This is a genomic window from Amycolatopsis sp. SID8362 (assembly GCF_010550475.1).
Taxonomy (GTDB): domain Bacteria; phylum Actinomycetota; class Actinomycetes; order Mycobacteriales; family Pseudonocardiaceae; genus Amycolatopsis; species Amycolatopsis eburnea.
Map to the genome: position 1 here is coordinate 1 of NZ_JAAGNB010001764.1, position 23522 is coordinate 23522.

Consider the following 23522-nt stretch of genomic DNA (forward strand, 5'->3'; position numbering starts at 1 on the left):
GGCCGCGGCACGGGTCGTGCGGGTCGTGGTCGCCTTGGCCGGCGCGGCCGCGGCGGCGGTCTTCGTGGCCGTCGCGCGGGTCGCGGTGGCGCGCTTGACCGGGGTGGCCTTCGGCAGCTTCTTGGTGCCGCCGATGACCTCCTTGAACGTCGTGCCGGCGCGGAAGGCGGGCACGTTGGTCTTCTTCACCTTCACGGCCTCACCGGTGCGCGGGTTGCGCGCGGTCCGAGCGGCGCGGGCGCGCTTCTCGAAGACACCGAAGCCGGTGATGTTGACCTTCTCGCCCTTGTTGACCGTCCGGATGATGATGTCCACCAGACCGTCCACGGCCTGAGCAGCCACCTTCTTGTCATCGCCCAGACGCTCCGACAGCGCCTCGATCAGCTGGGCCTTGTTCGTCATTCCAGTCCTCCATAGTGGAACTCGTCACGGCCCATCACGGCCGACATCACACAGAGTATTACCAAGTCGCCCCAAAAACCAAACGAGGGCGGTGAGGAACTCTCTTGCGTCGTCTGGAAAACAGCGAGAACGGTACGCTCGCCGAGTCCCGCCTGGACACACACGCGCAGCAAGGATATCGGCCTGACCTGCGAATACGTCACCACTGGCCGGTCAAAGTCCATAGAGGACACAGGTCGCGCAGTCGCTCACCTGTTCGACGCGGGGCTTGAGAAATCCCTGACGGCGCAACGAGTACCGGCACTCCAACGGCCCAGCGATGAGCCCGCTGAGGCATCCTGGCGCCGATGGGCCCCAGTGCCACCGTGCCGTCCACAGTGGAGACATCGGGGCCGCCCGGTTCGGGATGAGCCAGGGCCCGGACCTGCACGGCGTCCGGCCGGACTCGGACTTCAACAACGGTCGGCGAGGCGACCCGGGTCGCGACCGGCCAGTCGACCACGGCGAACGCGACGCCTGGGCCAACTGGCTCCAAACGAGGACATCTCGGGCCTGCGTAGTGGGCCAAACCCGCGGAAGCCCGCAGCGCAAGACGGTCACCGCCGCGCGTGAGTGGCCGTGATGGCCGGCAGATCACGGCGCCGCTACCACGCGAACCAGCCTCGATGACGCCACACGCGCCGCAACAGGCCAAGGCACGCCGGCATCCTCAGCGAGTTCACCCGGTGCCGCAGCCGCCGCACCGGGTGAACTCACCGCCGAGAGCCCCCGGACCGAAGCCTCACAGCCCGTACTGCTTGGCGATGTCCTTCCCGTGCGGCTGCCACCAGTCCTTGTCCACGTTGCCGCCCTTCGGCACCGCCGGGTTGCAGTGGTAGGTCGTGACCCAGTTGCCGCCGCCGTTGCCGTCCGGTTTCCAGTACGAGGTCATGTCGTACTGGACGCCGTCGTCCTTCGCGTCCTTGTCGTACTGGACGGACTTGCGGTTGCCGTCGTAGCTCTCGCGCTCCGCCTTGGCGCTGTCGTAGTCCGACTGCGCCTTGTCCCGGTCGGCCTTCGCTTCCTTGTACTCCTGGTTGAGCTTCTTGCCTTCGTCGATGATCGCCGCCCGCTCCTCCGGCGAAGCGTTCTTGACGGCGGCCTTCTTCGCGTGGAGCTCCGCCTCGAGCTCGTCGACCTTCTCCTGGTGCGCGTCGAGGGCGTCCTTCTTCGCGTTCACGTTCTGGTCGATCGAGCCGGGGTTCTTGCCCTCCGTGCCGTGCTTGGCGTACGCCGGGTCGTTGCTGTACTTGGCGACTTCCTTGGAGAAGTAGTCCTGGTGCCACTTGTCGTTGACGCTGTCCGGGAACTTCGTCCCCGAGCCGCCCGTGTACTTCATGCCGAAGCTCTGGTTGCCTTGCTGGTGCTTGCCCTGGTGGGAGTCGACCTGGACCTCGGTGCCGTCGTGCTTGCCGAGCGGGTGGGTGTCGGTCTTGCCGCCACCGCCGGAGCTGCTGGCCTGCGTGTCGTCGGTGTTCTTGCCCTTGCCCTTCTTGCCACCGCCGCCGCGGGGGATGTTGCCGGCGTTGTCGCCGCCGCCCGGCTGGTCGTTCGTCTTGTTCTTGCCGCCCTTGCCGCAGGCGAGGCCGAGCAGGTCGCGGTCCGCCAGCGGGTTGTCGACGTAGGCGGCCGGGTTGGGGGCGGGGCCGAGCCCGAGCGGGTCCTGGCTCAGGTACCGGCCGGTCGACGGGTCGTAGTAGCGGAAGACGTTGTAGTGCAGCCCCGATTCGGCGTCGGCGTACTGGCCGGGGAACCGGAGCGGGGTCGCCGCCGCGCCGGTCTCGCGGCCCCACAGGCCCGCGTTCCCGCGCCAGACCGGCGCTCCCGCCGCGTCGAGGAGCTCGGTCGGCCTGCCGACCAGGTCGGTGACGATCGCGAAGAACCGGTCCCGCAGCGTCGCCGCGCGCTCGACCTGGACGACCGGGCGGTCGTCGCCGGGGTGGTACTCCCAGACGGTGACGTGCCGGGTCTGCGCCGCGTCCACGTGCACCTGCTCCACCAGCAGCGCACCGCTCCACGTGAACTCGTAGGACTCGGCGACGACGCGGGCACCGGTGGCCGAGGTGACGACGCGCTGCTTCGCGATCCGGCGGCCGATCGGGTCGTACCGGTACCACCACTGGTCGCCCTCGGGGGTCGTGACCGAAAGCAGGCGGTCCTGGCCGTCCCAGAGGTACCGCCAGACCCGGCCGCCCTCGTTCCGCGCGATCACCCGGCCCTGGACGTCGTGGTCGAAGGTGACGGCGCCGGCGGCGACCAGCCGGTTGTTCGCGTACCGGCGCGGCCCCGCGCTCGGCACCGGGCCGGGTTCCCTGGTCTCCAGCACGTTCCCGGCGGCGTCGTAGCGGTAGGCCTCGCTGCCGGTCGCGCCGTGCACCTCGGCCACCCGCCCGGTGGCGTCGAGCACGAGCCGGGTCGGCCCGGCCGCGTCGTCGTCGATGCCGGTCAGCAGCCCGTCCGGCCGGTAGCTGAACCGCCGGTGCCGCGGCGGCGCCCCCGCGGCCAGCACCGACTGGCCGACCAGGTTGTCGTCGACGTCGAAGACCTGCGTGAACGCGACCCCGCCGTCGACGGCGCGCGAAACCTCCCGGCCGCCCGCGTCGTGCCCGAAGCGCACGGTGTGCCCGGCGACGACGAGCGACGCGGGCCGCCCGGCCTCGTCGAAGGTCCACACACTGTCCACTCCGGACGGCGTGCGGCGCCGCACCGTCCCGTCGGCCTCGTAAGTGTGCGTCAGCGTCCGGCCGTCGACCGACTCGCTGAGGACGTTGCCCTCGCCGTCGTAGGTGACGCGGAGCTCGACGTCGGCCATGACCGCGGCCGTCAGCCGGCCGACCGCGTCGTAGGTGAAGCGCGTCGTGCCGGCCGCGGAGCGGCGTTCGACGACGTTGCCGAGCACGTCGCGGACGTATTCGGTGTGCTCCCCCGCGCCGTTCACCGACCGGACGAGCCGGCCCGCCCGGTCGTAGCCGAAGCTGAGCGTCCGGCCGTCGAAGTCGGTCTCCTCGACCACCCGGCCCGCCGGGTCGTAGCGGTAGGTCCAGGTCTGCCCGAGCGGGTTGGTGACCGTGCTGGGCCGCAGCTCGGTGTCGTAGGTGTAGCTCGTCCGGGCGCCCGACGCGTCGATCGTCGCGGTCACCAGGTCGAACGGGCCGTACTCGGTCCGTTCGGCCAGCCCCGCGCCGTTGACGTGCTCGACCTCGTTGCCCTCCGCGTCGTAGCCGCGCGTCTCGCGCACACCGGAGGGCCGCACGCGCAGCCGTTCGTGCCCGTCGGCGGTCCAGCCGAGCACGACGTGCTGCCCGGACCGGTTGAGCACCGACTTCGGCCGCCCGAACACGTCCCGGTCGACCGGCGGCGGCTCTTCGTCCCCGCGCGTCCAGGCGGCCTGCTCGGAAGTCAGCGGCTTCGCGATGCCGAGAGGCTCGGTGTACGGGTCCGGCGCCTCGTCGCGCGGGTAGAAGCGGGAAAGCACGGTGCCGTCGACGGCGGTGGTCTCGATCGTCAGCCCGGCGGCGTCCTGCGTGACCTGGAGGACCGACCCGTCCGGCCGGGTCACCGACCGGAGCGCGCCCCGCTCGTCGTAGGCGAACGACGTCGTGTGCCCGAGCGGATCGGTGCGGGACAGCAGGCGGTCGTCGCGGTCCCATTCGGACGTGGTGACCTCGCCCTGGGGGCCGACCTCGCGGACGAGCTGGTTGGCCTCGTTGAAGTGGAACTCGCCGGTGTGGCCGAGGGAATCGGTGAACGTCGTGATCCGGCGCTCGGTGTCATAGGCGAACTCGGCGTCGTAGAAGCCGCGGTCGCCGATGGTGCGGACGCAGCGGCCACTGGGGTCGTAGACGTAGCGGAACCAGGTGCCGTTGCGGTCCTGCCAGCCGGTGACGCGGCCCTCGGCGTCGTAGTCGTAGACCTGCGCGCGGCCGGAGGCGTTGAACTCACTCGTCAGGCGTCCTTGCGCGTCGTAGCCGAAGCGCCGCACCAGGACCCGGGCCTGGCCGGCCGGGTCGGTCACGTGGACGGCGGTGACCCGCCCGCCTTCGGTCTCCAGTTCCACCCGGTACCCGGCGGAGTGCCGCAGGATCCGCGGCGCGCCGAGGGCGTCGTAGTCGAACTCGACCCGGGCGCCGTCGTCGTCGGTGACCGACCGCAGGACGAGCTCGGCGGCTCCGCGTCCCGGCAACGCGGCGAACCGGAGTTCCCGGCCGCGCAGCGGATCGGCCTGGGTGTAGCTGCCGTCGGCGTGCCGGGTCAGCGGGCGCCGCGGCCCGTCCAGGGGCAGCACCGGCGCGCCCGGCGCGGCGAGCGGGTAGACGAGGGTGGTGCCGTCCGCGGCGAAGCACCGGACGTGCTCGCGGCCCACCGCCAGCCGCTGGTCCACAGTGGACACCCAGGTGGGCCCGAACCACCGGCCGGCGCGGTAGGACGACACGTGCAGCCGCTCCAGCACCAGCGGCGACGGCAGTTCCAGGTCGAGCTGGTCGATCACGACGTTGCCGCGCGCGATGTCCACCGGGTCGGTCTTGCACTCCCAGGTGTCCTTGCCCCCGCCGCCGGTGTCGCCGGTCTTCCCGGTGTCGCCCTTCGGCGGCGGGTCGCCCGGGGTCTTGTTGCCGTTCCCGTTGCCGTTGCCGGAGTGGTCGCCCGACGTCGAGGTGGAGTCGTCCTTGCCCCCGCCGCCGTCCTTGCCCCCGCTGCCCGAGTGGTTCCCGGACGACGAGCCACCGCCCGAGTGGTCACCGGAGGTCGTGGTGGAGTCGCCGTCCTTACCGCCCTTGACGTCGGGCGACTTCGGGTTGCCGTCGATCTTCCCCGGCTTGGGCGGCGGGCCGACCTTCCCGCCCTTGATGTTCTTCAGCCCCTTGGCGGCGTCCTCGAACAGGGTGCCCGCCTTCTTCAGCAGCGGCACCAGTGCCTTGAGCGCCTTGACGAGCTTGGTCGTCAGGCTCGCGATCTTCGACGCGGTCTTCGCGACGGCGGCGACGACCTGCGGCACCACCCAGGTCAGCCCGATGCCGAGGGTGAACACCACCTGCAGCGCCCACGAAATCAGGTGCCCGACGAGTTCGGCGATGATGTCGCGCACCAGCGTGCGGACCGCGCCGACGACTTCACCGGCGGTCTTCACGCCGCTTCCGGCGCCTTCGCAGCCCTTCTGCGCGGCGGCCAGCAGCCCGGACGTGTCTTCGGCACGCTTGCGGTAGTTGTCGGCGGCGGGCCCCTGCCAGCCGTTGAGGTCGGCCTTGACCGCGTTCGTCAGCTCGGTCGAGACGTCCTCGAGCTCTTTGGCGATGTTGTTCCAGGTCTGCGACTGCGCCGCGATCTCGTCGGCGTTCCCGGTGAGCGCGTTGAGCGCTTCCTTGAGCGGGCCGACGTGCTCGATCAGCCACCCGACTCCCGCGGCGAAGATCGCGCCGAAGGGGTCCATCACCGCGGTCAGCGCGTCCAGCGCGGTGCCCACCGCGCCCATCGCGACCGAAGCCCAGTCACCGCTCTCGATGGCGTCCTTCAGCCCGACGGCGTCTTCGAGCAACGGAACACCGGAGTACGACTTCGTGGAATCCTGCGCCTGCGCGACCAACGGGTTACCCACAGCGACCGACTCCCCGGCCCAAGATCAGCATTCACCTGATCTTAGTGACGCGGCCGAATGCGGGTCACGACACCGCCACGGCTTGCCCTTTCGACTCCCCCGGAGTTCCCCATCCGGTCAGAAGCCGAGTGGTCCGATGTCGCCGATGGTGCGCGCAAGAGCGCGGATGAGGTCGTTCTCCGACTCGCTCTGCCACACGAGTGCGTAGGCGATCGCGTCGATGTCCCGGATGGGCAGGTAGGCGATGTCGGGCCGGACGCCGTAGCGGCTCATGTGGCGGGGGTAGGGCGTGACGATCTCTCCGACGCTGACCAAGGCGAGCACCTGCTCGTTGTTCCGGACGAGCGGACCGCGCTCGATGGGCCGTCCCTGGGGAGTGCGGGGCGGGAGGTAGCTGTCGATCCAGTAGGCCGGAGCCGATGCGATGCTGGGGAACCGGAAGTGGCTGATCATGTCCAGTGACACCGACGGGCGGCCGGCGAGTTCGTGCTCGCCTGCCACGGCGATCACGCGGGGCTCGGTGAACAGGACGGGCCCCACGGTGAGGTCGGCTTCCTCGACCGGGAGCCAGGCGACCAGGACGTCGACGTCGCCGCGGCGGAGCCCGGCGAACGGGTCGACGAAGGGCGCGTACTGGATGCGCAGGTTCCACTGGGGGTGGCGGGATCGGAAGGCGTCCCAGTGGGGGCGCAGGTCGTGGCCGTTGTGGGGCAGCACGCCGACGCGGAGCACGGCGGTGATGCCGCGGGCGGCGAGGCGGGCCCGTTCGAGGCTGTCGCGCAGGTCCGCGTAGACCGGTCGCAGGTCGTCGCGAAGTTGCCGGCCGACGGGAGTCAGCCGGACCACGCGCCGGTTGGCGCGGTCGAACAGCAGCGCGCCCAGGCGGCGTTCCTGGTGGCCGATCGCCTGGCTGATCCGGGCCTGGGAGACGTGCAGCCGCTCGGCGGTCCGGCCGAAGTGCAGTTCTTCGGCCAGGGTCAGGAATATCTCGATGTCCCGCAGCTCCATCGGGTTTCCGCCCCTCCGTTCGCCTCATAAGCCCGGTGTTATCGATCGGCCCGCGAAGTCGGCGTTGATCGGCTCGGTGCCCCGGTGGAGTGTTGGCGCGAGTCCACGCCGCGATTCGGCGGCGGAGATCCGAAACACTGGAGGAGAAATGGGTTCACGACTGCCCAATCCGGTCGAGCTGGTTCCCGAGTTGCGGGAACTGACGGGAGCTTTGTTCAAGGTCACCGGCAACGGCTCGGTGCCGAGGACCACGATCGCCCTGGTGCAGTTGCGGGCGGGCCAGATCGTCGGCAACACCTACCTGACCGTGCTGCACACCGGCACCCTGCGCCGCGGCGGCGAGCCGGAGGAGCGGATCACAGCGGTCGCGACCTGGCCGGACGCGCCGTACTTCACCGAGCCCGAACGCGCGGCGCTCGGGCTGGTCGAGGCCGTGCTCCAGCCATCGACACACGGCGAGCGGGTCTCCGACGAGCTTTACGCCCAGACGGCCCGGCACTACGACGACAAGGCGCTGACGACCTTGGCACTGGCGATCGGCCAGGTCACCTTCTACGCGCCCCTCGCGGTGATCGGCAAACCGTTGCCCGGCAAGTCACCCGCCGAACAGTGGGTGCCTGCTTCCCCCTGACCGGCTCGGCCGGGGCCGGGGGCGCACGCAGGCCTGCCCCGGCCCCTGCGGCCGTCGACCGGGAGTGGCCGATTGAGTCGAAGATCCGGCCGTTCACGTCAAGTTCCCTTCACGAACCTGTTCGCTGGGCGAGCATCCAGCGCCAGCGGCGAAGCTGAAGACCGCAGGCGGCCAGTGACACCACGGCCACCAGAGACGCCACGATCGCCGGCCAGGCCACGAAAGCCGCCGCACAGGCAGCGACCGGCTGCAGCAGCTCGAGGGCGATCGCCGGCCGGGCCGGGATCGAGACGGGATTCTTCTGCTTCTTCGCCCCGGGCATCCCGAAAACCGTGGGCAGGCCGATCAGCAGCACGTCGGCCAGCACGGCCAGCCAGATCGAGTGCGGCACCAGCGCCCACGGCGCGGCGACCCAGGCGATGATCTCGACCAGGAACCGTGGCACCGACGCGCTGAGGGAGTCCGGAGCGGCAGCTGCGCGCGCTGTTCCTGTCGCCGGACCACGACCCGTCTCCGTCACCCTGACTCCGCTCCTCGTCACCCTAACGGTGTTCGGCTGATACCCTAACGCCGTTAGGGCCACCGGGAAAGGGGTTCGCTCGATCATGCGCGTCGGACCACGGATGATCGATGTCGTCGCGCGCGCTTGACCGGCTCGCGCCGCGAGCCCGGGAGATCGTGCGAGCCGCGCGCGAGCTGCTGGAACAGGACGGACCCGGCGCGCTGTCGATGCGTCGCGTCGCCGAGCGGATCGGGATCCGCGCCTCGTCGATCTACGAGCACCTCCGCGACAAGCAGGCGCTGGAAGCCGCCTTGATCTCCATGGGATTCGAGGAACAGGCCGAGCTGTTCACGCAAGCCGTCGACGGGGCGGACGACCCGCTCGCCGCCCTCGCCGCCGCGTACCGCGACTTCGCCCGCCGGCAACCGCACCTGCACCGCCTGATGACCGAACGCCCGCTGCGCCGCGACCTGCTCGCACCCGGCGTCGAAGCGGCCGCGGCGAGGCCACTGCTCGACGCGACCGGCGGCGACCTCGAGCGAGCGCGAGCCTTCTGGGCCTTCGCGCACGGCATGGTCGCCCTGGAGCTGAACCACCGGTTCCCGCCCGGCGCCGATCTCACGACCACTTGGCGCAAAGGGATCGACGCGTTTCACGGCACTTCCTGACCCGGCAAACGTTGCCGCCGGTTCGCAGCCACAAGCCGCCCCGGATCTGCCCATAACAACTGCCATAACATCAGCTTTTCCATCCTCACCGATCACCGCCCTGACCAGCAGTCCACCACAATCACCACCATGGATTTACCTTCCATTTACCGACTTTGGTCGCTTGTTGGAGATTTCCGTCCACCGCAAGGTGTTGAGCAAAGTTCCCCGAATGAATCGCTCTCCCCCTTTCGTTGCGAAGGAGAAATCCATGGTCATCGCGCTCGACAAGAAGCTGATGGGAATGGCGTTGACGTGCGGCCTATTCGCCGCGACAGCCGGCCTGGCGCTGAGCCCGGTGGCCGGCGCGGCGACGTTGAACGAACATTCCGCTCCCGTGCCGAACGGCCTGACCCTGACCCACCCGCTCGCCGACAACAGCCACTTCAAGCTGGGCCCGGCCAGTGCCCGGGCGGCGAGGGAAGCGGTCAGCCTCGACTACAGCCAGCAGGTCCAGCAGAACGACGAGTGGTGCTGGGCCGCCGACGGCGCGAGCATCGAGCAGTTCCACGGCGCGTCGACGTCGCAGGAGGACTTCTGCGCGGCGGGCAAGGGGACCACGCCGGGCTACTGCCCGAACGAAGCGGCGCAGATCGACGAGATCGTCAACGGCTTCCACGGCACCGGCTTCTCCGCCGAAAGCGCCGGAGGTGCGGTGTCCTACTCGACGATCACCCAGCAGATCGACGCCGGCGACCCGGCGCTGACCGGGATCTACTGGACGTCGGGCGGCGGCCACGCGGAGGTGATCTACGGCTACGACGCCGCGAACCAGTCGATGGACGTCGGCGACCCGTGGCCGACCTACCAGCGCTACCGCACCCAGTCCTACGACAGCTACCTGCAGAACAGCGATTTCACCTGGGGCGACACGGTGGTCGGCATCGCCGGCGGGCGGTGAGGCAGCCGTGACCAGGCCTGCGCGGCTCGTCGTGGCCGCCGTGCTGCTGGGGCTGAGCGTGTCCGGCCCCGCCGCACCGGCGTGGCAGCCGCCCACGGATGCCCAGCTTTCGGCGGCCGTCACCGCGGCGCACACGCCTCGGGCGCTCAGCTTCGCGCGGACGAACCTGCGCAGGCCTGGCCAACCGGAACCCGCCGGGATCGTCGTCGCGAACACGGGGATCCCGGCGTACACCCTCTCCCCTGCCTTCGTCCGCGACGGAAGCGGACCAGCGGCGCGCCTGCGGTACGTCGCGGTCGTGGCACGCACTGCGGACGGGCGCAGCGGCACGATCCAGTCGGCCCCGGTGGCGGGCCGGCCGGACTCCGGCTGGCAGGTCGACAGCGTGCTTTCCGGCGACGACGAGACGCAGCTGTCCCGGCAGCTGCGCCCGGGAACGGTGCTGCTGAACGAACCCCAGATCAACGGCTGGTACGAGCTGGGCGAGGACGGCGTCAGGCTGCTGCGCGCCAGCCTGCCCCAGACGCCCGTCGGAGCGTTCGTCCCGCTACGCGAATACCAACGCCAGGTTCACAGCCGTTACGCGGACAAGCAATCGGCCGGACCGGTTGCCACTCGGCCACCGGTTCGGCCGTGGTGGCTTCTGGGCTCCGCCGCGATCATCGTGGTGGTCGCGGCGGCCTTCGCGAGACACCGCGTGACCGCGCGCGGGCGGTCGAGGCTGGGCGGCAGCACCGCCACGTAGTCTCAAGGCATGCTGATCACTCCGCGCACCGCGGCGCCGCCGGTCGATGGCGGCCGCGGCGCGGGTCGTGGTCACGTGCTCGGCTCGGCGGCGTGCCGTGCGAAATAAGTACCCCCCCCGGCGTTTTCCGGAAGAACGTCCAGGTGGCGACCGGTTTCGAACCCTGGCTGACGATCGGGTTCGAGCGGCGCGTGCTGGTCGTGGTGCGGACCGTCACGACGGTGAACCGCCTGCTCGACGCGTTGACGCTGTTCGAGAACGACCATCGCGTCCAGGTCGTGTTCACTTACAACGAGCACCGGCCGGCCATCCTGGGCGCGGGGGTGCCCGCGCTGCTCCAGCGGCTCGGTGTCGCCGTCGTCGCTTGGGAGCGAGCCGTCGGCGAGCGGTTCGACCTGGTCATCGCGGCCAGCGAGAACGACGACCTGCACCTGCTCGGCTCCCCGGTGGTGCTGCTGCCGCACGGCATCGGGTTCCAGAAGTACTACCCGGGCGGCACGGTGGTCGCCGGGATGGATCCGAGCCGGCTGGTCCGTGACGGCCAAGTCGTCCCGGCGCTCATCGCGGTGACCCACGAAGACCAGATCCACCACCTGCGCCAGGTGAGTCCCCCGGCCGCGGACCGCGCGCGCGTGGTCGGCGACCCCTGCCTCGACCGGATCAACGCCGGGACGCACCGGGCCGGGGAGTACCGGGAGGCATTGGGCGCCGCGGGCCGGAAACTGGTGACGATCGCGTCCACCTGGGGGCCGGCATCACTGCTGGGAACGCATCCGCGGTTGCCGTTGCGGCTCGTGTCGGAGCTGCCGGTCGACGACTTCGCGGTCTGCTTGGTGCTGCACCCGGGAATCACCGCGGCGCACGGTCCGTGGCAGGTCGAAGCCTGGCTGGCCCAGGCGCGGCAGGCCGGGCTGCGGGTGATCCCGCCCGATTCGGGGTGGCAAACCGCGATCACGGCCGCGGACTGCGTGATCACCGACAGCGGGTCGGTCTCGCTCTACGCCGCCTCCCAAGATCTTCCCGTCCTGCTGGCGGAGGGCGAACCCGCCACGATCGTGCCCGGCTCACCCGCCGCGGCACTGGCCGCACGGGCGCCGCGGTTGACCGCGGAGGAACCACTGCCTTCGCAGCTCGCGAAAGTGCTCGAGGGTCACGTGGCCGGCTGCCACGATGAGGTCGTGCGCCGAGCGGTCGCCGTTCCGGGCCGGTCAGCCGCGTTGCTCCGCGCGGCGTTCTACGACCTGATGGGGTTGCCGGAGCCCGCCGGCGAAGCCGAGTTCACCAGCCACGAGCCGGTGCGGCCGGCGCGCACGGCGATCGCCGCCTACCTCACGGGCGCTGTGGTCGAGGAAGATTCGACCACCCTCATGCGATTCCCGGCGACCGACGTGCCGCACCACGTCGACCACCAGCACCTGTCGGCGCACTTCACGCGGGCGAGCCTGCGACAGCTTTCCGCGGCCGCGATCGTCTTCACCGACCTGCCGGAAGCCGAGCTCGGCAGCTTCGCCGGCTGGGCCGCCGACACGCTCCGGCGGTGGCCCGACGCGCACCTCGCGGCCGCGCGCGCCTGCCGGGCCGCTGCCTGGTCCGCTCGCGGGACGGCCAGGTCCGCGAGCTCGTGCCGGACGATCCCGGGCTCGACCCGTTGCTGGCCGCTTCCCTGCCCTACCTCGGGCGGACCGCGCCGGCCGAGCTGATCACCGTGGGCGCCCGGACGGCGAAGGTAGCGATCCGAGTTCACTGAGGTACTCGTTCGTGCGCGGATGGCCGTAGGTGAACGCCTTGCCGAGCAGCTCCTGCCAGGCGAACCACGCTTCCTCGATCCGCCCCTCGGCCGTGAGGATCCGGGCACCGATCTCCCGCAGCTCCCACTCGTACTGGTCGGCGCGAGTCTGCTGCAACAGCCGCGCCGCCCGTTCCCAGCACTCCCTGGCGCGCTGCGGCGCGCCGATCGCGAGGTACGCCTTGGCCGCCACCATGTCGAGGCGGGCGGCGTTGCGCCCGGTCACGTGTTCCGCGGCCTGATTCGCCGCCGTGAGCGCCTCTTCCGCGCGCCCCGCCTTCACCAGGATCGACGCGCGCATGCGCAGGTGGATGCCGAGGGCGTAGCCGTGGTCGATCTCCCCGTCGACCGCTACCGCGGTGCTCAACCACCGCTCGGCTTCCGCGAGCAGCCTCGCGCGCTCTTGCCGCTGGGCTTCGGACGGCGCCGTGACCGCGACGACGTCGTCGGCCTGCTCTTCGCAGCACCGGCCCCGGAATTCCGCCACGGACGACAGCAACCGGCGGCGGCGCCAGTCCGGGATTTCCGCCGAGCCCGCCAGCCGCCACGCCCGTTCGAGGTCCTCGGCCGCGGGCGGGAACCACCGAGCCAGGAACCTCGCCCGGGCGCGCATCGACAGCGCTCGCGCGACCAGCGCGGGCGCTCCCTTGCCCTCGGCGGCGCGCTCGGAGTCCAGCGCTTCGGCGGCACGCACGGCGGTGTCGCTGATGTCGGCGAACTCCCGCCAGCGCCCACGCTGGTTGACGAGCACCTCGACCGCGCCGGCCAGCTGGCAGACCTCCTTGTGCCGTCGCCGCCAATACGCCGCACGCACCAGTTCGCCGATCAAGCCGAGATGCCGGTCCAGCCAGTCGAACCGGTCTTCGGGCAACGTCCAGGCGACACCGGCCGGGACCACGTACTCCCTCAGCCGGCCCGGCTTGCCCGGCTGGTCACCAGCGAGATCGGCGGCGACCACGTGATCACGCACGTATCGGAGCAACCGGTCGAACGCCGCCTCGCGATCGGCTGCCAGGGTCGCCGCGTACTGCCCGGCGAGCGTGGTCAGCCGGTGCCAGCCACCCCGGGCCGGCTCGGTCAGCTGAGCGTCGACGACCTCCTCGAACACCCGCTCCCCGTTGTGGCCGCCCAGGTACGCGGCGGCGGTGGCGCGCGTGAACCAGCCGCCCGGGAAAGTCGCCAGCTGAGCCGCTCCGAGGACTGCTTCCGCCGACAGTTCGGCGAACGTGCGCTGCAAGGCATCGCGGATGGCCCCTTCGGCATCGACGACGCCGGTGGTGCGGTAGTGGGCCAAGAGGCCCGCGACCGGCTGGGGCTCACCGGCCCGCCGCGCCAGGGTCAGCCCGGCTTGCTGCACCGCGGCGGGCATGTGCCCGCACAGCTCCACCAGCCGACGCGCCTCGACGGGTTCATCGGCCGGCCGGACCGGCGACGAGAAGTCGGCCAGCAGCTCGAGCGCACCGTCCTCGTCCAAGCCCCGCAACAGGATCGGTGCCCGATCCAGCGCGGCGAGCTCGCGGGTCATGACGGAAGTGGTCACCAGCAGCAGGTTCAGCCGGAACGGCAGGAACGGCTGCAGTTCGGACGCGAGAACGACGTTGTCCAAGATGATCGTGCACAGCCGCGTCGAAAGCGCGGAGCCGAACTGCTGGTCCAAACCCACGTTGTCGACCACGAGTTCCGCGTCGGGAACACCCAGCTCACGAAGGACCCGCTGCTTCACCACCGCCATGTCGACGACGCCATCGACCCGCAGTCCGGCCAGGTCGATCTCGATGGGGCGAACGGGAATCCGGTCCCGCGCGCGGTCGGCCAGCTGCCGGGCCAGCTCGGTCCGCCCCGACCCCGGCGGGCCGGCGATGACCCGCAGCCCCGACGTCGGCGGATCCGCCAGGTACCGCACGTGGTTGCGGTAGCCGGTGATCCCGACGGGGCCGTGCACCTGCTCGGCGCCGTCGTGGACGGTGGTCAGCAAGCGCGCGAGGTCGTCGGCGAACTCGGGATCGTCCCGCACCGCGGCGAGGATCCGGCCGGTGTCCGGCGGCGCACCGCCGAGCTTGCCGCGCACCAAGTCGACAACACGGCTCACGGCCTTGTCGACCCGCCCGACCAGCGCGGCCGCGGCGACCTTGGCCGCCTCGCTCGACACGACCTCCAGCACGTCGACCACGCACCAACCCCCGCTCCGGTCCCGAAAGGCCACGCTAGCAGCGAGTACTTCACCCGTCACGCCGAAGCGGCGGACACCCGATCTTGCCCCTTTCCGTCCGCGGATACCTGCGACGGGCACGGCATCCACACAGCAAAAAGCTCGGCTGACCTGAGTCAACCGAGCTTGAGCGGTAGCTGTTGTACCCCCCGACCGGGTACGAACAGCATCCACGCACTCTGCAACCACCTCTGACCTGCAGATTTCCGCAACTCTGACCCTCGTCGAGTTCGGCCGCCGTCGGCGGGAGCGGCCATGACCAAGACCCTCCGCGACGACTTGGCCCTGGGTGTCCAGTGCTTCTGCACCGGACCCGCCGATTCGGAGCCGACGGGACAACCGCCTCGATCTGGCCGCTCATCGTCGACGGCCTGCTGATCATCGCGACCGTCGAACTCTGGAAGTCGGCACCGGTAACCGCTGGCAGGCCTGGCTCGCTTTCACGTTCGGGATCTCACTTTCGCTCTGCGCCAACATCGACTCGGCCCCGGAGCTCAGCGCCTTCGGCATCGCGGTGGCAGCTTGCCCTCCGCTGGCCCTGCTTTTGGCGGTCGAGCTGCTCAACGGGGCACTGAAGCGCCACCGAGCCGCGCCATCAGCCGGCTCTGCCCCCACTGCAGAGCAAGCGCCATCCAAGTCGAACACAGCCCCGGAGGCGCTTGTGGAGAAAACAGCGGAACAACGTATGTGGTCGTTCTACGAGGACGAGTGCCGGCAAGGACGCACCCCGACCGGCGCAGACCTTGACCGGGTAGCGGGCACGCACAACTACGGCCGCCGCGTTCTCCGCCAGTGGCGGGCCGCCGGCTTGCTGACGGCGAATCCGAAGACGCCGGCGGAGGACTCGCCGACATCGCTATCCGGTTGAGGGTGCTCAGCCGGAGCAGTAGAAATCGCCTCTCATCAGACCGGGGTGTCGATGAGACGGTCGGTGTTCAAGCCTCCTTGGCGGATCTCGTACCGTCCGGGACCAAGCTCGATCGAATCCCGGCGGATCTGCTCGTACCACTCGAATGGCCAGCGTGTCGCTTCCGACCAGCGCAGACCCTCCAGCGGGATACCTCGAAGGTCCACATAGCTCAGGTCTGCCCCGCTGACGTTCGTCGCCGCCTCGACCAGCGAACCCAGGCTTGTCTCCAAGCCGGCATCACCGGCGTGACCACTTTCGCCGAGGCTCTCGATCTCGCGGTCGAGAGCGAAGGCGAGGTCGTGGTTCTTCGTGCGGGCGCGAGCCTGGTCGAGGACGTATTTTCCGGCGACGCCCGGAGCTGTCGACGGAACCGTCCCGCACGAACACACCGAGTCCGGTATTACCCAGCGCCGCTGGAGGCCGGGTCGGCAGCGAGCCTCAGCAGTGTGTGGGACAGCGCGTCGTTGAGCCAGTTCTCGGATTCGTCCAGCGACCAGCCGAGGTCGTCGGTGCGGATGAAGTAGGCCGCGTTGCAGAGATGCAACCAGAGCAGATCAGTGGCACGGGAAACATCCACGCCTTCGCGGAGCGCGCCCATAGCCGCGAGTTGCCGGGCGGTCAGGGCAAGCCCGTTGCGCATGCTGTCATGAGCGATCTGCTGGATCTCCCGCACGCTCGGCTCCCGCGGGGCAGCGGCGACAACCTGCCGCATCAGCGGCGACCACTGTTCGAACTTGACACGGGTGGCATGCACGATGAAGGCAACCAGCTCCCGCGGCTCGGTGATCGACTCGATCCGGGCGAGGATGCCGCGGATGTCTTCGTTCGTGGTGCCGGACTCGATCAGCGTGCGGAGCAGTCCGTGCTTCCCGCCGCCGACCGCGTACACGGTTGCCGGGGCGACGCGGGCCATCCGGGCGATTTCCTCGACTTTCGTCGCGAAGTATCCCTTCCGGACGAACAGGTCGCGGGCCGCGTCCAAGATGGCCTGGCGGGTGAGTCGGGCGTATTCACTCCTCCTGCCTGTTCGGCCGCCGTCGCCACGCTCGTTCACCACGTCGTCGATCATACCTGGTACTGTTCATCAGAGTCGGCTCTGACGAACAGAGCGACCTATATCAGGAGCGCTCATGAAAGCGTTGTTCTGCACCTTTCCCGCCTACGGCCACCTGTTGCCGATGCTTCCACTGGCCAAGGCGGCTGCCGCGGCCGGCGACGAGGTGGTCGTCGTCGCGTCGGACGAACTCCACGCGACGGCCGACGGCCTGGCGGTGCGTGCGCTCAGCCCGTCGTTGCCCGACCTGCTCGCCGAGAACGATCGCCGATCGGGACAGGACGTTCTCGGTTACCGGAGCGACAGTTCCGATCTGCTCGACGCGAACATCGCCCTGTTCACGACGACCCGCGCGGACCTGGCCTTCGACGAGCTGTGCGAACTGGCTGCACACGAGCGCCCGGACGTCATCGTCGCGGAGATGTGGGACTACGTCGCACCGCTGGTCGCCCGACGGCTCGACATCCCGTGGGTGAGCTTCGTGCACAGCCCGGCCACACCGATCGACGCCGCACTCGAGCGCGGCCTGGTACGGGCGTTGGAACAGCGCGAGCTGACGATGCCTGCCCGGTTGGCGACCGTCCAGTCATGGCCGGAATGGCTCGAGCAGAACCCTCCCGCCGATGACACCGCGCTGGCGATCGGAACCATCCCGCACGACACCTCCGCACAGGTCGACCTCCCCTCCTTCGACGGCGACCGTCCGGTGGTGCTGGTGACCCTCGGCACGGTCGTGGACGACCTGACGCTGCTCAACTCCGCCGTACGCGGTGTGCTCGACGCCGGCGCCGACGCCCTGGTCACGACCGGCTTCACCACCGGACCGGAGGACGTCGAGGGTGATCCCACCCGGGTACACGCCGTCCCGTTCGCCCCGATCAGCCAGCTCCTGGACCGAGTTCAGGCGGTGGTCACCACGGGTGGCTCGGGCACCACACTCGCCACGCTCTCCCGCGGCCTGCCGCTGGTGTTCCTGCCACGCATCGCAAACCAGCCACTCGTGGCATCCGTCGTCGCCGGCTTCGGCGCGGGCACCATCTGCGACGATCCGGTCACCATGACGGCGGCGGTGTCGATGTTGCTGCACGAGCCGCGGCTGCGATCACGAGCGGAAGTCGCGGCCGAACTGCTGGACCAGCGCCCCAAGCCGGGCACGGTGTGGTCGGCGCTACGAGACCGGATCCGCACTCCCGCGCGGTAAACCGGCTGGAACGCGGCAGTCCACCGCGTCATCGGTTCCGTCGGCGCGGGGTCAGTTCTCCCAGACCATGGCGCGGCGCGTCAGAAGACCGCGATCGGGTTGACCGGCACGCCGCTTGCGCCGTGGACGCGAGGTGGCGCCAGCATCAGCATGAACGTAGACCGTCGGAAATGTCGCGCCATGCGTCGCCGACCCAGATGCTGACCTCGTGATCGGCGAGCCAGCCCACGACCGATGCGTCGACGCCCGGCGGACCGCGTCGTCGAGCATCCCCGCGGTGATTACGGCGTCCAGGCAAGGGTCTGCTGCCACGCCTGCTCCCCCGGCGGCGCGGGAACCGGGCCGAACCGCGGTGCGGCGGGACGCACGATCCGCGCCAGAGACACCCTCTGTCCGGTGCGGGCTTCGGCAACCGCCGCCGCCCGCACAGCGTCCGTGACGAACCTCAAGGTGCCCCGCTCGTCGCCGGCCCCGGTCACGCAGCGGCCGGACGGATCGCGGCGACCTGTGTGCGGGAACCCGCCAGCAGCGCCTCGCTCAGGTAGGCGTCGTCGCGGTACTTCCTCCGGAACTCCGCATCCACGGCGTCCAGCGTCCCGGTATCTGTGACCAGCGTGTAGGTCACGACCCCTTCCCACCCGCCGAAGGAAACGCGACCGGCGCGTTGCGTGATCGCCGCGGCGAACCACCGCGACGCGGGATTGGTGGACCGGACGAAAACCGCGTCCCCGACCGCGACCGCCCACACCCACACCGGGGTGCCCGGGGTGGTCCCGTCCTCCCGGTACGGGGCGACGTGGAAGTCGTTCGTCGCCGTGATCGCGTCGAGCTGGCTGTCCGTCCACGAGGACTGTGCACCATCGGCCATCGGATTCTCCATCCGTCCTTTCCGGACCCGGCTCCGGGGAGTCCTACTTGGAGTCGATGCGTCCGACGGGGTTCGCGCTGTCGCTCAGCACCTGCCGTGCCTCCACCCAGGTCTTGTCACCTTCGGTCAGCGCACTGCGCAGGTAGGCGGTACTCAGCCGCTGCAGGACCGCGACACGTTCCGGGTCCTCGTCGGTGGTCTCCGCCGCCTCCCAGTTCGGGATCCCACCGAGGGCGTGCTCCGCGCCGAACAGCGTCAACAGGTCCGTGGCGCCGGGAGCGTAGGTGTAGGCGTCGGTGAACCAGTCGGGGCCGCGGCTGGACATCTTGGACTGGTCGTGGTCGCCCGCGACGACCAGTGTCGGCGTCGTCAGGGTCTGGAAGGACGGGTTCATGAAGGGGAAGTTCGCCTTCGCGAAGGGGTGCAGTTCCTCCCCGCCGATCCCCGTCGCGGCCAGCAGCACCCCCGCCTTCACCCGTGCATCCGCGAAATCCTCGCCGATCCCGCCGTCGGCGTCCTCGACGCGGGCACCGAGCAGCATCTGCGCGGTCTGGCCACCCCAGGAGTGACCGGCCACGGCGATCCGGTCCCGATCGACACGACCGGCCAGGCCGGGCACGGCGGCTTCGACGGTGTCGAGCTGGTCGATGACGCGCTCCAGGTCCCGGTACCGTTCCATCCAGATCGTCGGGAACACCGGGTGATCGAACCCGAAGCCGTTCCGCCGGGAGTCCAGATGCGTCGGCTGCACCACGACGAAGCCCTGTGACGCCCAGAACGCGGTCAGTGGCCCGTAGCCGTCCAGATTCCAGCCGTTGCCGTGCGAGAACACGATCACCGGCAGCCGGTCGCCGGTCGCGGGCGCGGACACCCGCACCTCCAACGGCACCGGCCGGCCCGGCGCGTCCAACGCCACCGGCGACGCCGACACCACGGTCTGGCCGGGTCCGACGACACCGTCCAGCTGCCGCACGATCACCGAGTCCGCAATGCCGGCGGATCCACTCATGATGCTGCCCACTTCCTTGTCCTGACGAACACGCTCTGCGACACTTGTTCCGGAGCAATGCTCCGCAAACGATACGGAGCATTGCTCCGGAAAGCAACCGGGGAGTGCCCGCATGCCCACCGACGAGGACAGCACGCCCAGCGGCCGCAAGAAGCGCTTCGACGCGCTCCGGAACGCGCAGGTCATCCTCGACGCCGCAGCGGCAGCCTTCGTCGCCGGCGGCATCGACACACCCGTGAGGGACATCGCCGCGAGGGCCGGGGTCGGCATGGGGACGCTGTACCGGCATTTCCCGACCAGAGCGGACCTCGTCGTCGCCGTCTACCGCCACCAAGTCGAAGCGTGTGCCGAAGCCGCTCCCCGGCTCATCGACGAGGCACCGTCACCGCACCAAGCACTCGAGCAATGGGTCAACCTCTTCGTCGACTTCCTCGTCACCAAGCACGGCCTCGCCGACGTCGTCTCAGGCGACACAGCCGGCGCTGACGCGTTGCACCGCTACTTCGTCGAACGTCTGGTACCGGCCGGAGATCTCCTTCTCGAGGCAGTGTTCGGCCCGGCCGCGACACCGATCAACGGCTACACGCTGCTTCGCGGGATCGGCAATCTCTGCATCGGCACCGACAGCCTGTACGACACTCGCCAAGCCGTCCGAATGTTCGTCCGCGGAGTCCTCGGCACACGCGATTAGCGTGTGCGTCGTGCGGCGAAAGCGGGTCAACGCCACTGATCGCGCGGACTGACTTCAAGCAGGCGGAACCCGGATCCGTGCGTCAGGCCGCCCGATCCGTCACGATCGCGCCCATCACCACGTCGAAGAGCCGCTTGGCGCGCGCCTCGTGCCCAGGTTGATCACCGAGCCAGGCCAGTGCCGACACCAGCGCGAAGAGGTCTGCGCCGTCCACGTCGGACCGCGCGGCGTCGGCGGCCTGAGCACGGGTGAGCAGCCGCGCGCCGGCCGCCTTCAGGGCGACACAGGATGCGTGCAGCTCGGACTCGGGCTCCTCGATCGCCTTCACCATGGACGTCACCACCCCGTGGTTGTCGGTGGTGAACGCGACGAACTCACGCAGCCACACCATCAGCGCCTCCTGCGGTGAGCCGTCCGCCTCGACCTCGGCCGCCCGTGCCGTCAGCGCGTCGAAACTGGTCCGCAGCAGCGCCTCCAGCAGCGCCTCCCGCGTGGGGAAGTGCCGCAGCAGCGTCGCCAGCCCAACGCCGGCCCGGCGGGCGATGTCGCGCATCGACGCGTCGGCGCCGTGCTCGGCGAGGACAGGGCCGGCGGCGGTCAGCAGGCGGTCGCGGTTGGCCTGGGCGTCCGCCCTCATGTGCGCCTCCTTGACTAAACGGATCAGTGAACCGTATATTCGGATCAGTGATCCAGAAAAACGGACCTCTGATTCACTTAGCGTACCGCACGAGGAACGGAGAGAGCTGTGCCGACACAGACCATGAAGGCGATCCGGCTGCACGAGTTCGGCGGCCCCGAGGTGCTGCGGTTCGACGACGTGCCGATCCCCGTCGCGGGACCGGGTGAGGTGCTCATCCGCGTGCACGCCGTCGGCCTGAACCCGCCCGACTTCTACGCACGCGAGGGCATGCCCGACGTGCCCGCCGAGCTGAAGCCCCCGATGGAGCTCCCCCTGATCCCCGGAACCGACGTCTCGGGCGTGGTGGCCGGCCTCGGCACCGGCGTCGACGCCTTCGCGGTCGGCGACGAGGTCTTCGGGATGCTGCGGTTCCCCACCGTCATGCAGAGCGGCGCCTACGCCGAGTACGTCACCACGCCGGCGTCCGACCTGGCCCGCAAGCCCGCCTCGGTCGATCACGTGCACGCCGCCGCCCTGGCCATGTCGGGGTTGACCGCGTGGCAGTTCCTGATCGAACTCGGACACCACCACCCATCGCCGTTCCAGAAGGCCGAGCACCGGCCGATGGCCCTCGACAGCGAGAAGACAGTCCTGGTCAACGGCGCCGCCGGCGGCGTGGGCCACCTCGCCCTCCAGCTGGCCAAGTGGCAGGGCGCCCACGTCATCGCCGTGGCCTCCGGCTCCCACGAGACCTTCCTGCGCGGCCTCGGCGCCGACGAGTTCGTCGACTACACCAAGGACCGGCCCGAAGACACCGTCCGCGGCATCGACCTCGTCCTGGACAACGTCGGCGGTCCCGACAGCCGGCGCTTCCTGCGCACTCTCAAGCGCGGCGGCGCCCTGTACCCGGTGTACTTCGGCGAGTTCGACGAGGAGGAGAACGCGAAGCTGGGAGTCACGGTCACGGCCACCCAAGTTCGCGCGAGCGGCGGGCAGCTCGCCGAGCTGGCCCGCCTGCTCGAGAACGGCACGATCCGCGTGGCGATCGACAGCACCTTCGCCCTCGAAGACGCGCCGGCAGCGCACAAGCGAGCCGCCGGCGGACACCTCCGGGGCAAGATCGTCCTGACGGTCGCATGAGCACGCCGGCCGCCCCGGGCTGGGGCAACGCTCACCTTCCCGAGTTCCGTCCGGGCGCGGTCACCCTCGACCCGGCGCGGCAGCTCGCCGTCCACCAGGTGCTGGTGCGCTACGCCTTCGCTCTCGACCAGCAGGACGTCGCCGCAGTGGAGTCCGTCCTGACCGAGAACGCCACCTGGACGTTCAAGTTCGCCGGCGAGAACGACCTCGGCCCCATCGCCGGACGCGCGGCGATCCTCGAATTCGTGCGCGAGGCGATCGACGCGGAGACCGACCAGCGGCGGCACAACCTCGTCAACCTGCAAGTCCACAGCGCCGACGCCGACACGGCACTGGCGCACGCCTACCTCATGCTCACGTCGAACGCGGGCGGCGGCTCGGGCGTGATCGCGACCGGCCTCTACACCTTCCGGCTCGAACACGACGGCGGCGAGTGGCGGATCGCAGACCTGTTCCTCCGCACGGACAATGCCTGGTAACGCGTCGGCCGATTCGAGGAAGCCGCTCGAATTCGACGCGAAGGGGTAACTCCCGGAACGGTTCGGCCGACGGTCAGTTGCGGCGGGCGGCCCAGACGGTGCGCTCGGTGCGTACCGTCAGGTCGTCGCGGCGCAGGATACTGTGCGGGCTGCCGGTGTCGAGGAGCTGGTCGAGCGCGGCGAGGTCTTCGGGAAAGAGCCTGTCCGCGATGACGCCGCGGATGCGCTGCAGAACGCCGGTGGCGTAGCGGCCGATGGCTTCGCCGCGGGTGCCGTCGAGGTGCACGGCGATGGTGCGTTCGCCCTCGACGGTGAATCCGGCGGCGGTCAGCATCGGGCCCCAGTCGGCGCCGCGGTGGGGCAGGTGTTCGGCTTGGCGGCGGTCGGCTGCGGCGTGGACGCGCTCTTCCAGGCCGGGCCGGCCCTCGGGGGCATTTTCCGGCAGGAAGCGGGGATGGCCGGCCAGTTCGACGACGGCGAACAGGCCACCCGGAACGAGCGCGTCGTGGACAGCGCGCAGCGCGCGGTCGGGGTGGGCCATGTGGTGCATCGAGGCCGACGCCCAGACCAGGTCCGGTGAGCCGAGGTCGGGCCAAGCGGTTTCGTCGAGGTCGGCCTGCACGGTGCGGATGCGCTCCTGGACGCCGAGGGCGCATGCCTTGGTGCGCAGGCGCTGAAGGTGCTCGACGGATGCGTCGACGGCGGTGACGTGCGCGTCGGGGAAGCGGTCGAGGAGGGCGAAAGTGCCCGCGCCCGTACCGCAGCCCAGGTCCGCGATGTGGCGCGGGTCGGTCTGCAGCGGCAGCCACGCGGTGATCGAGGCGGTGTGCTCGGCGAGGACGTCGGCGTCCAGGTCGAGGATCTCGGCCTGGCCGTCCAGTGCGTGCTCGTGGTGGTGACCGTGCGAAGCGCCCGGGTGGGGGCTGTGCGTGGGTGCGTGGTTCATGCTCGTCACACTAGAACGGATATGCGCCTAAAGCACAAATTGTCCCCGTTTACGCAAGATGATGGCCGGGGGCGCTGCCCGA

At 70.1% G+C, this 23522-nt stretch carries 20 protein-coding genes and 1 pseudogene; 10 read left to right on the top strand and 11 right to left on the bottom strand.

What is annotated here, in order from left to right; all coding sequences use genetic code 11:
- The 3 genes from G3I65_RS53800 to G3I65_RS53810 all read right to left on the bottom strand — a co-directional run.
- Positions 1-402, bottom strand: a 402-nt coding sequence (locus G3I65_RS53800; RefSeq protein ID WP_160704060.1) for an HU family DNA-binding protein, incomplete at its 3' end; no start/stop codon positions are given.
- Between the two features lie 781 nt (positions 403-1183).
- Positions 1184-6034, bottom strand: a complete 4851-nt coding sequence (locus G3I65_RS53805) for an RHS repeat-associated core domain-containing protein (RefSeq protein ID WP_160704062.1) — start codon at positions 6032-6034, stop codon at positions 1184-1186.
- Between the two features lie 117 nt (positions 6035-6151).
- Positions 6152-7042, bottom strand: coding sequence for a LysR family transcriptional regulator (locus G3I65_RS53810; protein WP_160704064.1), 891 nt, complete (start codon positions 7040-7042; stop codon positions 6152-6154).
- A 148-nt stretch (positions 7043-7190) separates the two neighbouring features.
- Here G3I65_RS53810 and G3I65_RS53815 point away from each other — a divergent pair, with 148 nt between their 5' ends.
- Positions 7191-7673: a carboxymuconolactone decarboxylase family protein gene (locus G3I65_RS53815; protein WP_160704066.1), complete on the top strand. Its 483-nt coding sequence runs from the start codon at positions 7191-7193 to the stop codon at positions 7671-7673.
- 109 nt (positions 7674-7782) lie between these two features.
- Here G3I65_RS53815 and G3I65_RS53820 read toward each other — a convergent pair whose 3' ends face one another.
- Complete coding sequence (locus G3I65_RS53820; protein WP_203612754.1) at positions 7783-8118, bottom strand: hypothetical protein; 336 nt, start codon at positions 8116-8118, stop codon at positions 7783-7785.
- 185 nt (positions 8119-8303) lie between these two features.
- On the opposite strand from G3I65_RS53820, the gene G3I65_RS53825 reads away from it, so the two are divergent.
- The 4 genes from G3I65_RS53825 to G3I65_RS53840 all read left to right on the top strand — a co-directional run bounded on the left by G3I65_RS53825 (position 8304) and on the right by G3I65_RS53840 (position 12228).
- Positions 8304-8843, top strand: coding sequence for a TetR/AcrR family transcriptional regulator (locus G3I65_RS53825; RefSeq protein ID WP_160704070.1), 540 nt, complete (start codon positions 8304-8306; stop codon positions 8841-8843).
- Positions 8844-9093: 250 nt separating this feature from the next.
- A complete protein-coding gene (locus G3I65_RS53830) occupies positions 9094-9783 on the top strand; it encodes a papain-like cysteine protease family protein (protein ID WP_239072014.1) in 690 nt (229 codons plus the stop codon).
- Between the two features lie 7 nt (positions 9784-9790).
- Positions 9791-10528, top strand: coding sequence for a hypothetical protein (locus G3I65_RS53835; RefSeq protein WP_160704072.1), 738 nt, complete (start codon positions 9791-9793; stop codon positions 10526-10528).
- A 143-nt stretch (positions 10529-10671) separates the two neighbouring features.
- The gene (locus G3I65_RS53840; protein ID WP_239072015.1) at positions 10672-12228 is read left to right on the top strand and encodes a hypothetical protein; all 1557 of its coding nucleotides are present in this window, start codon (positions 10672-10674) and stop codon (positions 12226-12228) included.
- Here G3I65_RS53840 and G3I65_RS53845 read toward each other — a convergent pair whose 3' ends face one another.
- Positions 12229-14484: a hypothetical protein gene (locus G3I65_RS53845; protein ID WP_160704073.1), complete on the bottom strand. Its 2256-nt coding sequence runs from the start codon at positions 14482-14484 to the stop codon at positions 12229-12231.
- A gap of 356 nt (positions 14485-14840) precedes the next feature.
- Here G3I65_RS53845 and G3I65_RS58095 point away from each other — a divergent pair.
- A pseudogene (locus G3I65_RS58095) lies at positions 14841-15391 on the top strand (DUF2637 domain-containing protein); the annotation flags it as partial.
- Positions 15392-15426: 35 nt separating this feature from the next.
- Here G3I65_RS58095 and G3I65_RS53855 read toward each other — a convergent pair.
- Both G3I65_RS53855 and G3I65_RS53860 read right to left on the bottom strand, forming a co-directional pair.
- Complete coding sequence (locus G3I65_RS53855; RefSeq protein WP_160704074.1) at positions 15427-15822, bottom strand: hypothetical protein; 396 nt, start codon at positions 15820-15822, stop codon at positions 15427-15429.
- 11 nt (positions 15823-15833) lie between these two features.
- Complete coding sequence (locus G3I65_RS53860; RefSeq protein ID WP_160704075.1) at positions 15834-16502, bottom strand: TetR/AcrR family transcriptional regulator; 669 nt, start codon at positions 16500-16502, stop codon at positions 15834-15836.
- Positions 16503-16563: 61 nt separating this feature from the next.
- Between G3I65_RS53860 and G3I65_RS53865 the strand changes: the two genes are divergently transcribed.
- A complete protein-coding gene (locus tag G3I65_RS53865; RefSeq protein ID WP_160704076.1) occupies positions 16564-17688 on the top strand; it encodes a glycosyltransferase in 1125 nt (374 codons plus the stop codon).
- Positions 17689-18163: 475 nt separating this feature from the next.
- On the opposite strand, the gene G3I65_RS53870 is transcribed toward G3I65_RS53865, so the two are convergent.
- Entirely contained in the window at positions 18164-18556 is a 393-nt protein-coding gene (locus G3I65_RS53870; RefSeq protein ID WP_160704078.1) for a DUF2255 family protein, read from the bottom strand.
- 43 nt (positions 18557-18599) lie between these two features.
- Entirely contained in the window at positions 18600-19679 is a 1080-nt protein-coding gene (locus G3I65_RS53875; protein WP_239072016.1) for an alpha/beta fold hydrolase, read from the bottom strand.
- Between G3I65_RS53875 and G3I65_RS53880 the strand changes: the two genes are divergently transcribed.
- Positions 19678-20256, top strand: coding sequence for a TetR/AcrR family transcriptional regulator (locus tag G3I65_RS53880; RefSeq protein ID WP_160704080.1), 579 nt, complete (start codon positions 19678-19680; stop codon positions 20254-20256). The genes G3I65_RS53875 and G3I65_RS53880 overlap by 2 nt on opposite strands.
- A gap of 82 nt (positions 20257-20338) precedes the next feature.
- Here G3I65_RS53880 and G3I65_RS53885 read toward each other — a convergent pair whose 3' ends face one another.
- A complete protein-coding gene (locus tag G3I65_RS53885) occupies positions 20339-20893 on the bottom strand; it encodes a TetR/AcrR family transcriptional regulator (protein ID WP_160704082.1) in 555 nt (184 codons plus the stop codon).
- Positions 20894-21001: 108 nt separating this feature from the next.
- Between G3I65_RS53885 and G3I65_RS53890 the strand changes: the two genes are divergently transcribed.
- Together G3I65_RS53890 and G3I65_RS53895 are read left to right on the top strand one after the other, a co-directional pair.
- Positions 21002-22015 carry an NADP-dependent oxidoreductase gene (locus G3I65_RS53890; RefSeq protein WP_309236104.1) on the top strand — a complete coding sequence of 338 codons (1014 nt, stop codon included), beginning with the start codon at positions 21002-21004 and terminating at the stop codon, positions 22013-22015.
- The gene (locus G3I65_RS53895) at positions 22012-22494 is read left to right on the top strand and encodes a nuclear transport factor 2 family protein (RefSeq protein ID WP_160704084.1); all 483 of its coding nucleotides are present in this window, start codon (positions 22012-22014) and stop codon (positions 22492-22494) included. The genes G3I65_RS53890 and G3I65_RS53895 overlap by 4 nt, the downstream gene beginning before the upstream one ends.
- Before the next feature lie 73 nt (positions 22495-22567).
- Here G3I65_RS53895 and G3I65_RS53900 read toward each other — a convergent pair whose 3' ends face one another.
- Positions 22568-23440, bottom strand: coding sequence for a trans-aconitate 2-methyltransferase (locus G3I65_RS53900; RefSeq protein ID WP_160704086.1), 873 nt, complete (start codon positions 23438-23440; stop codon positions 22568-22570).
- Positions 23441-23522 lie beyond the last annotated feature (82 nt).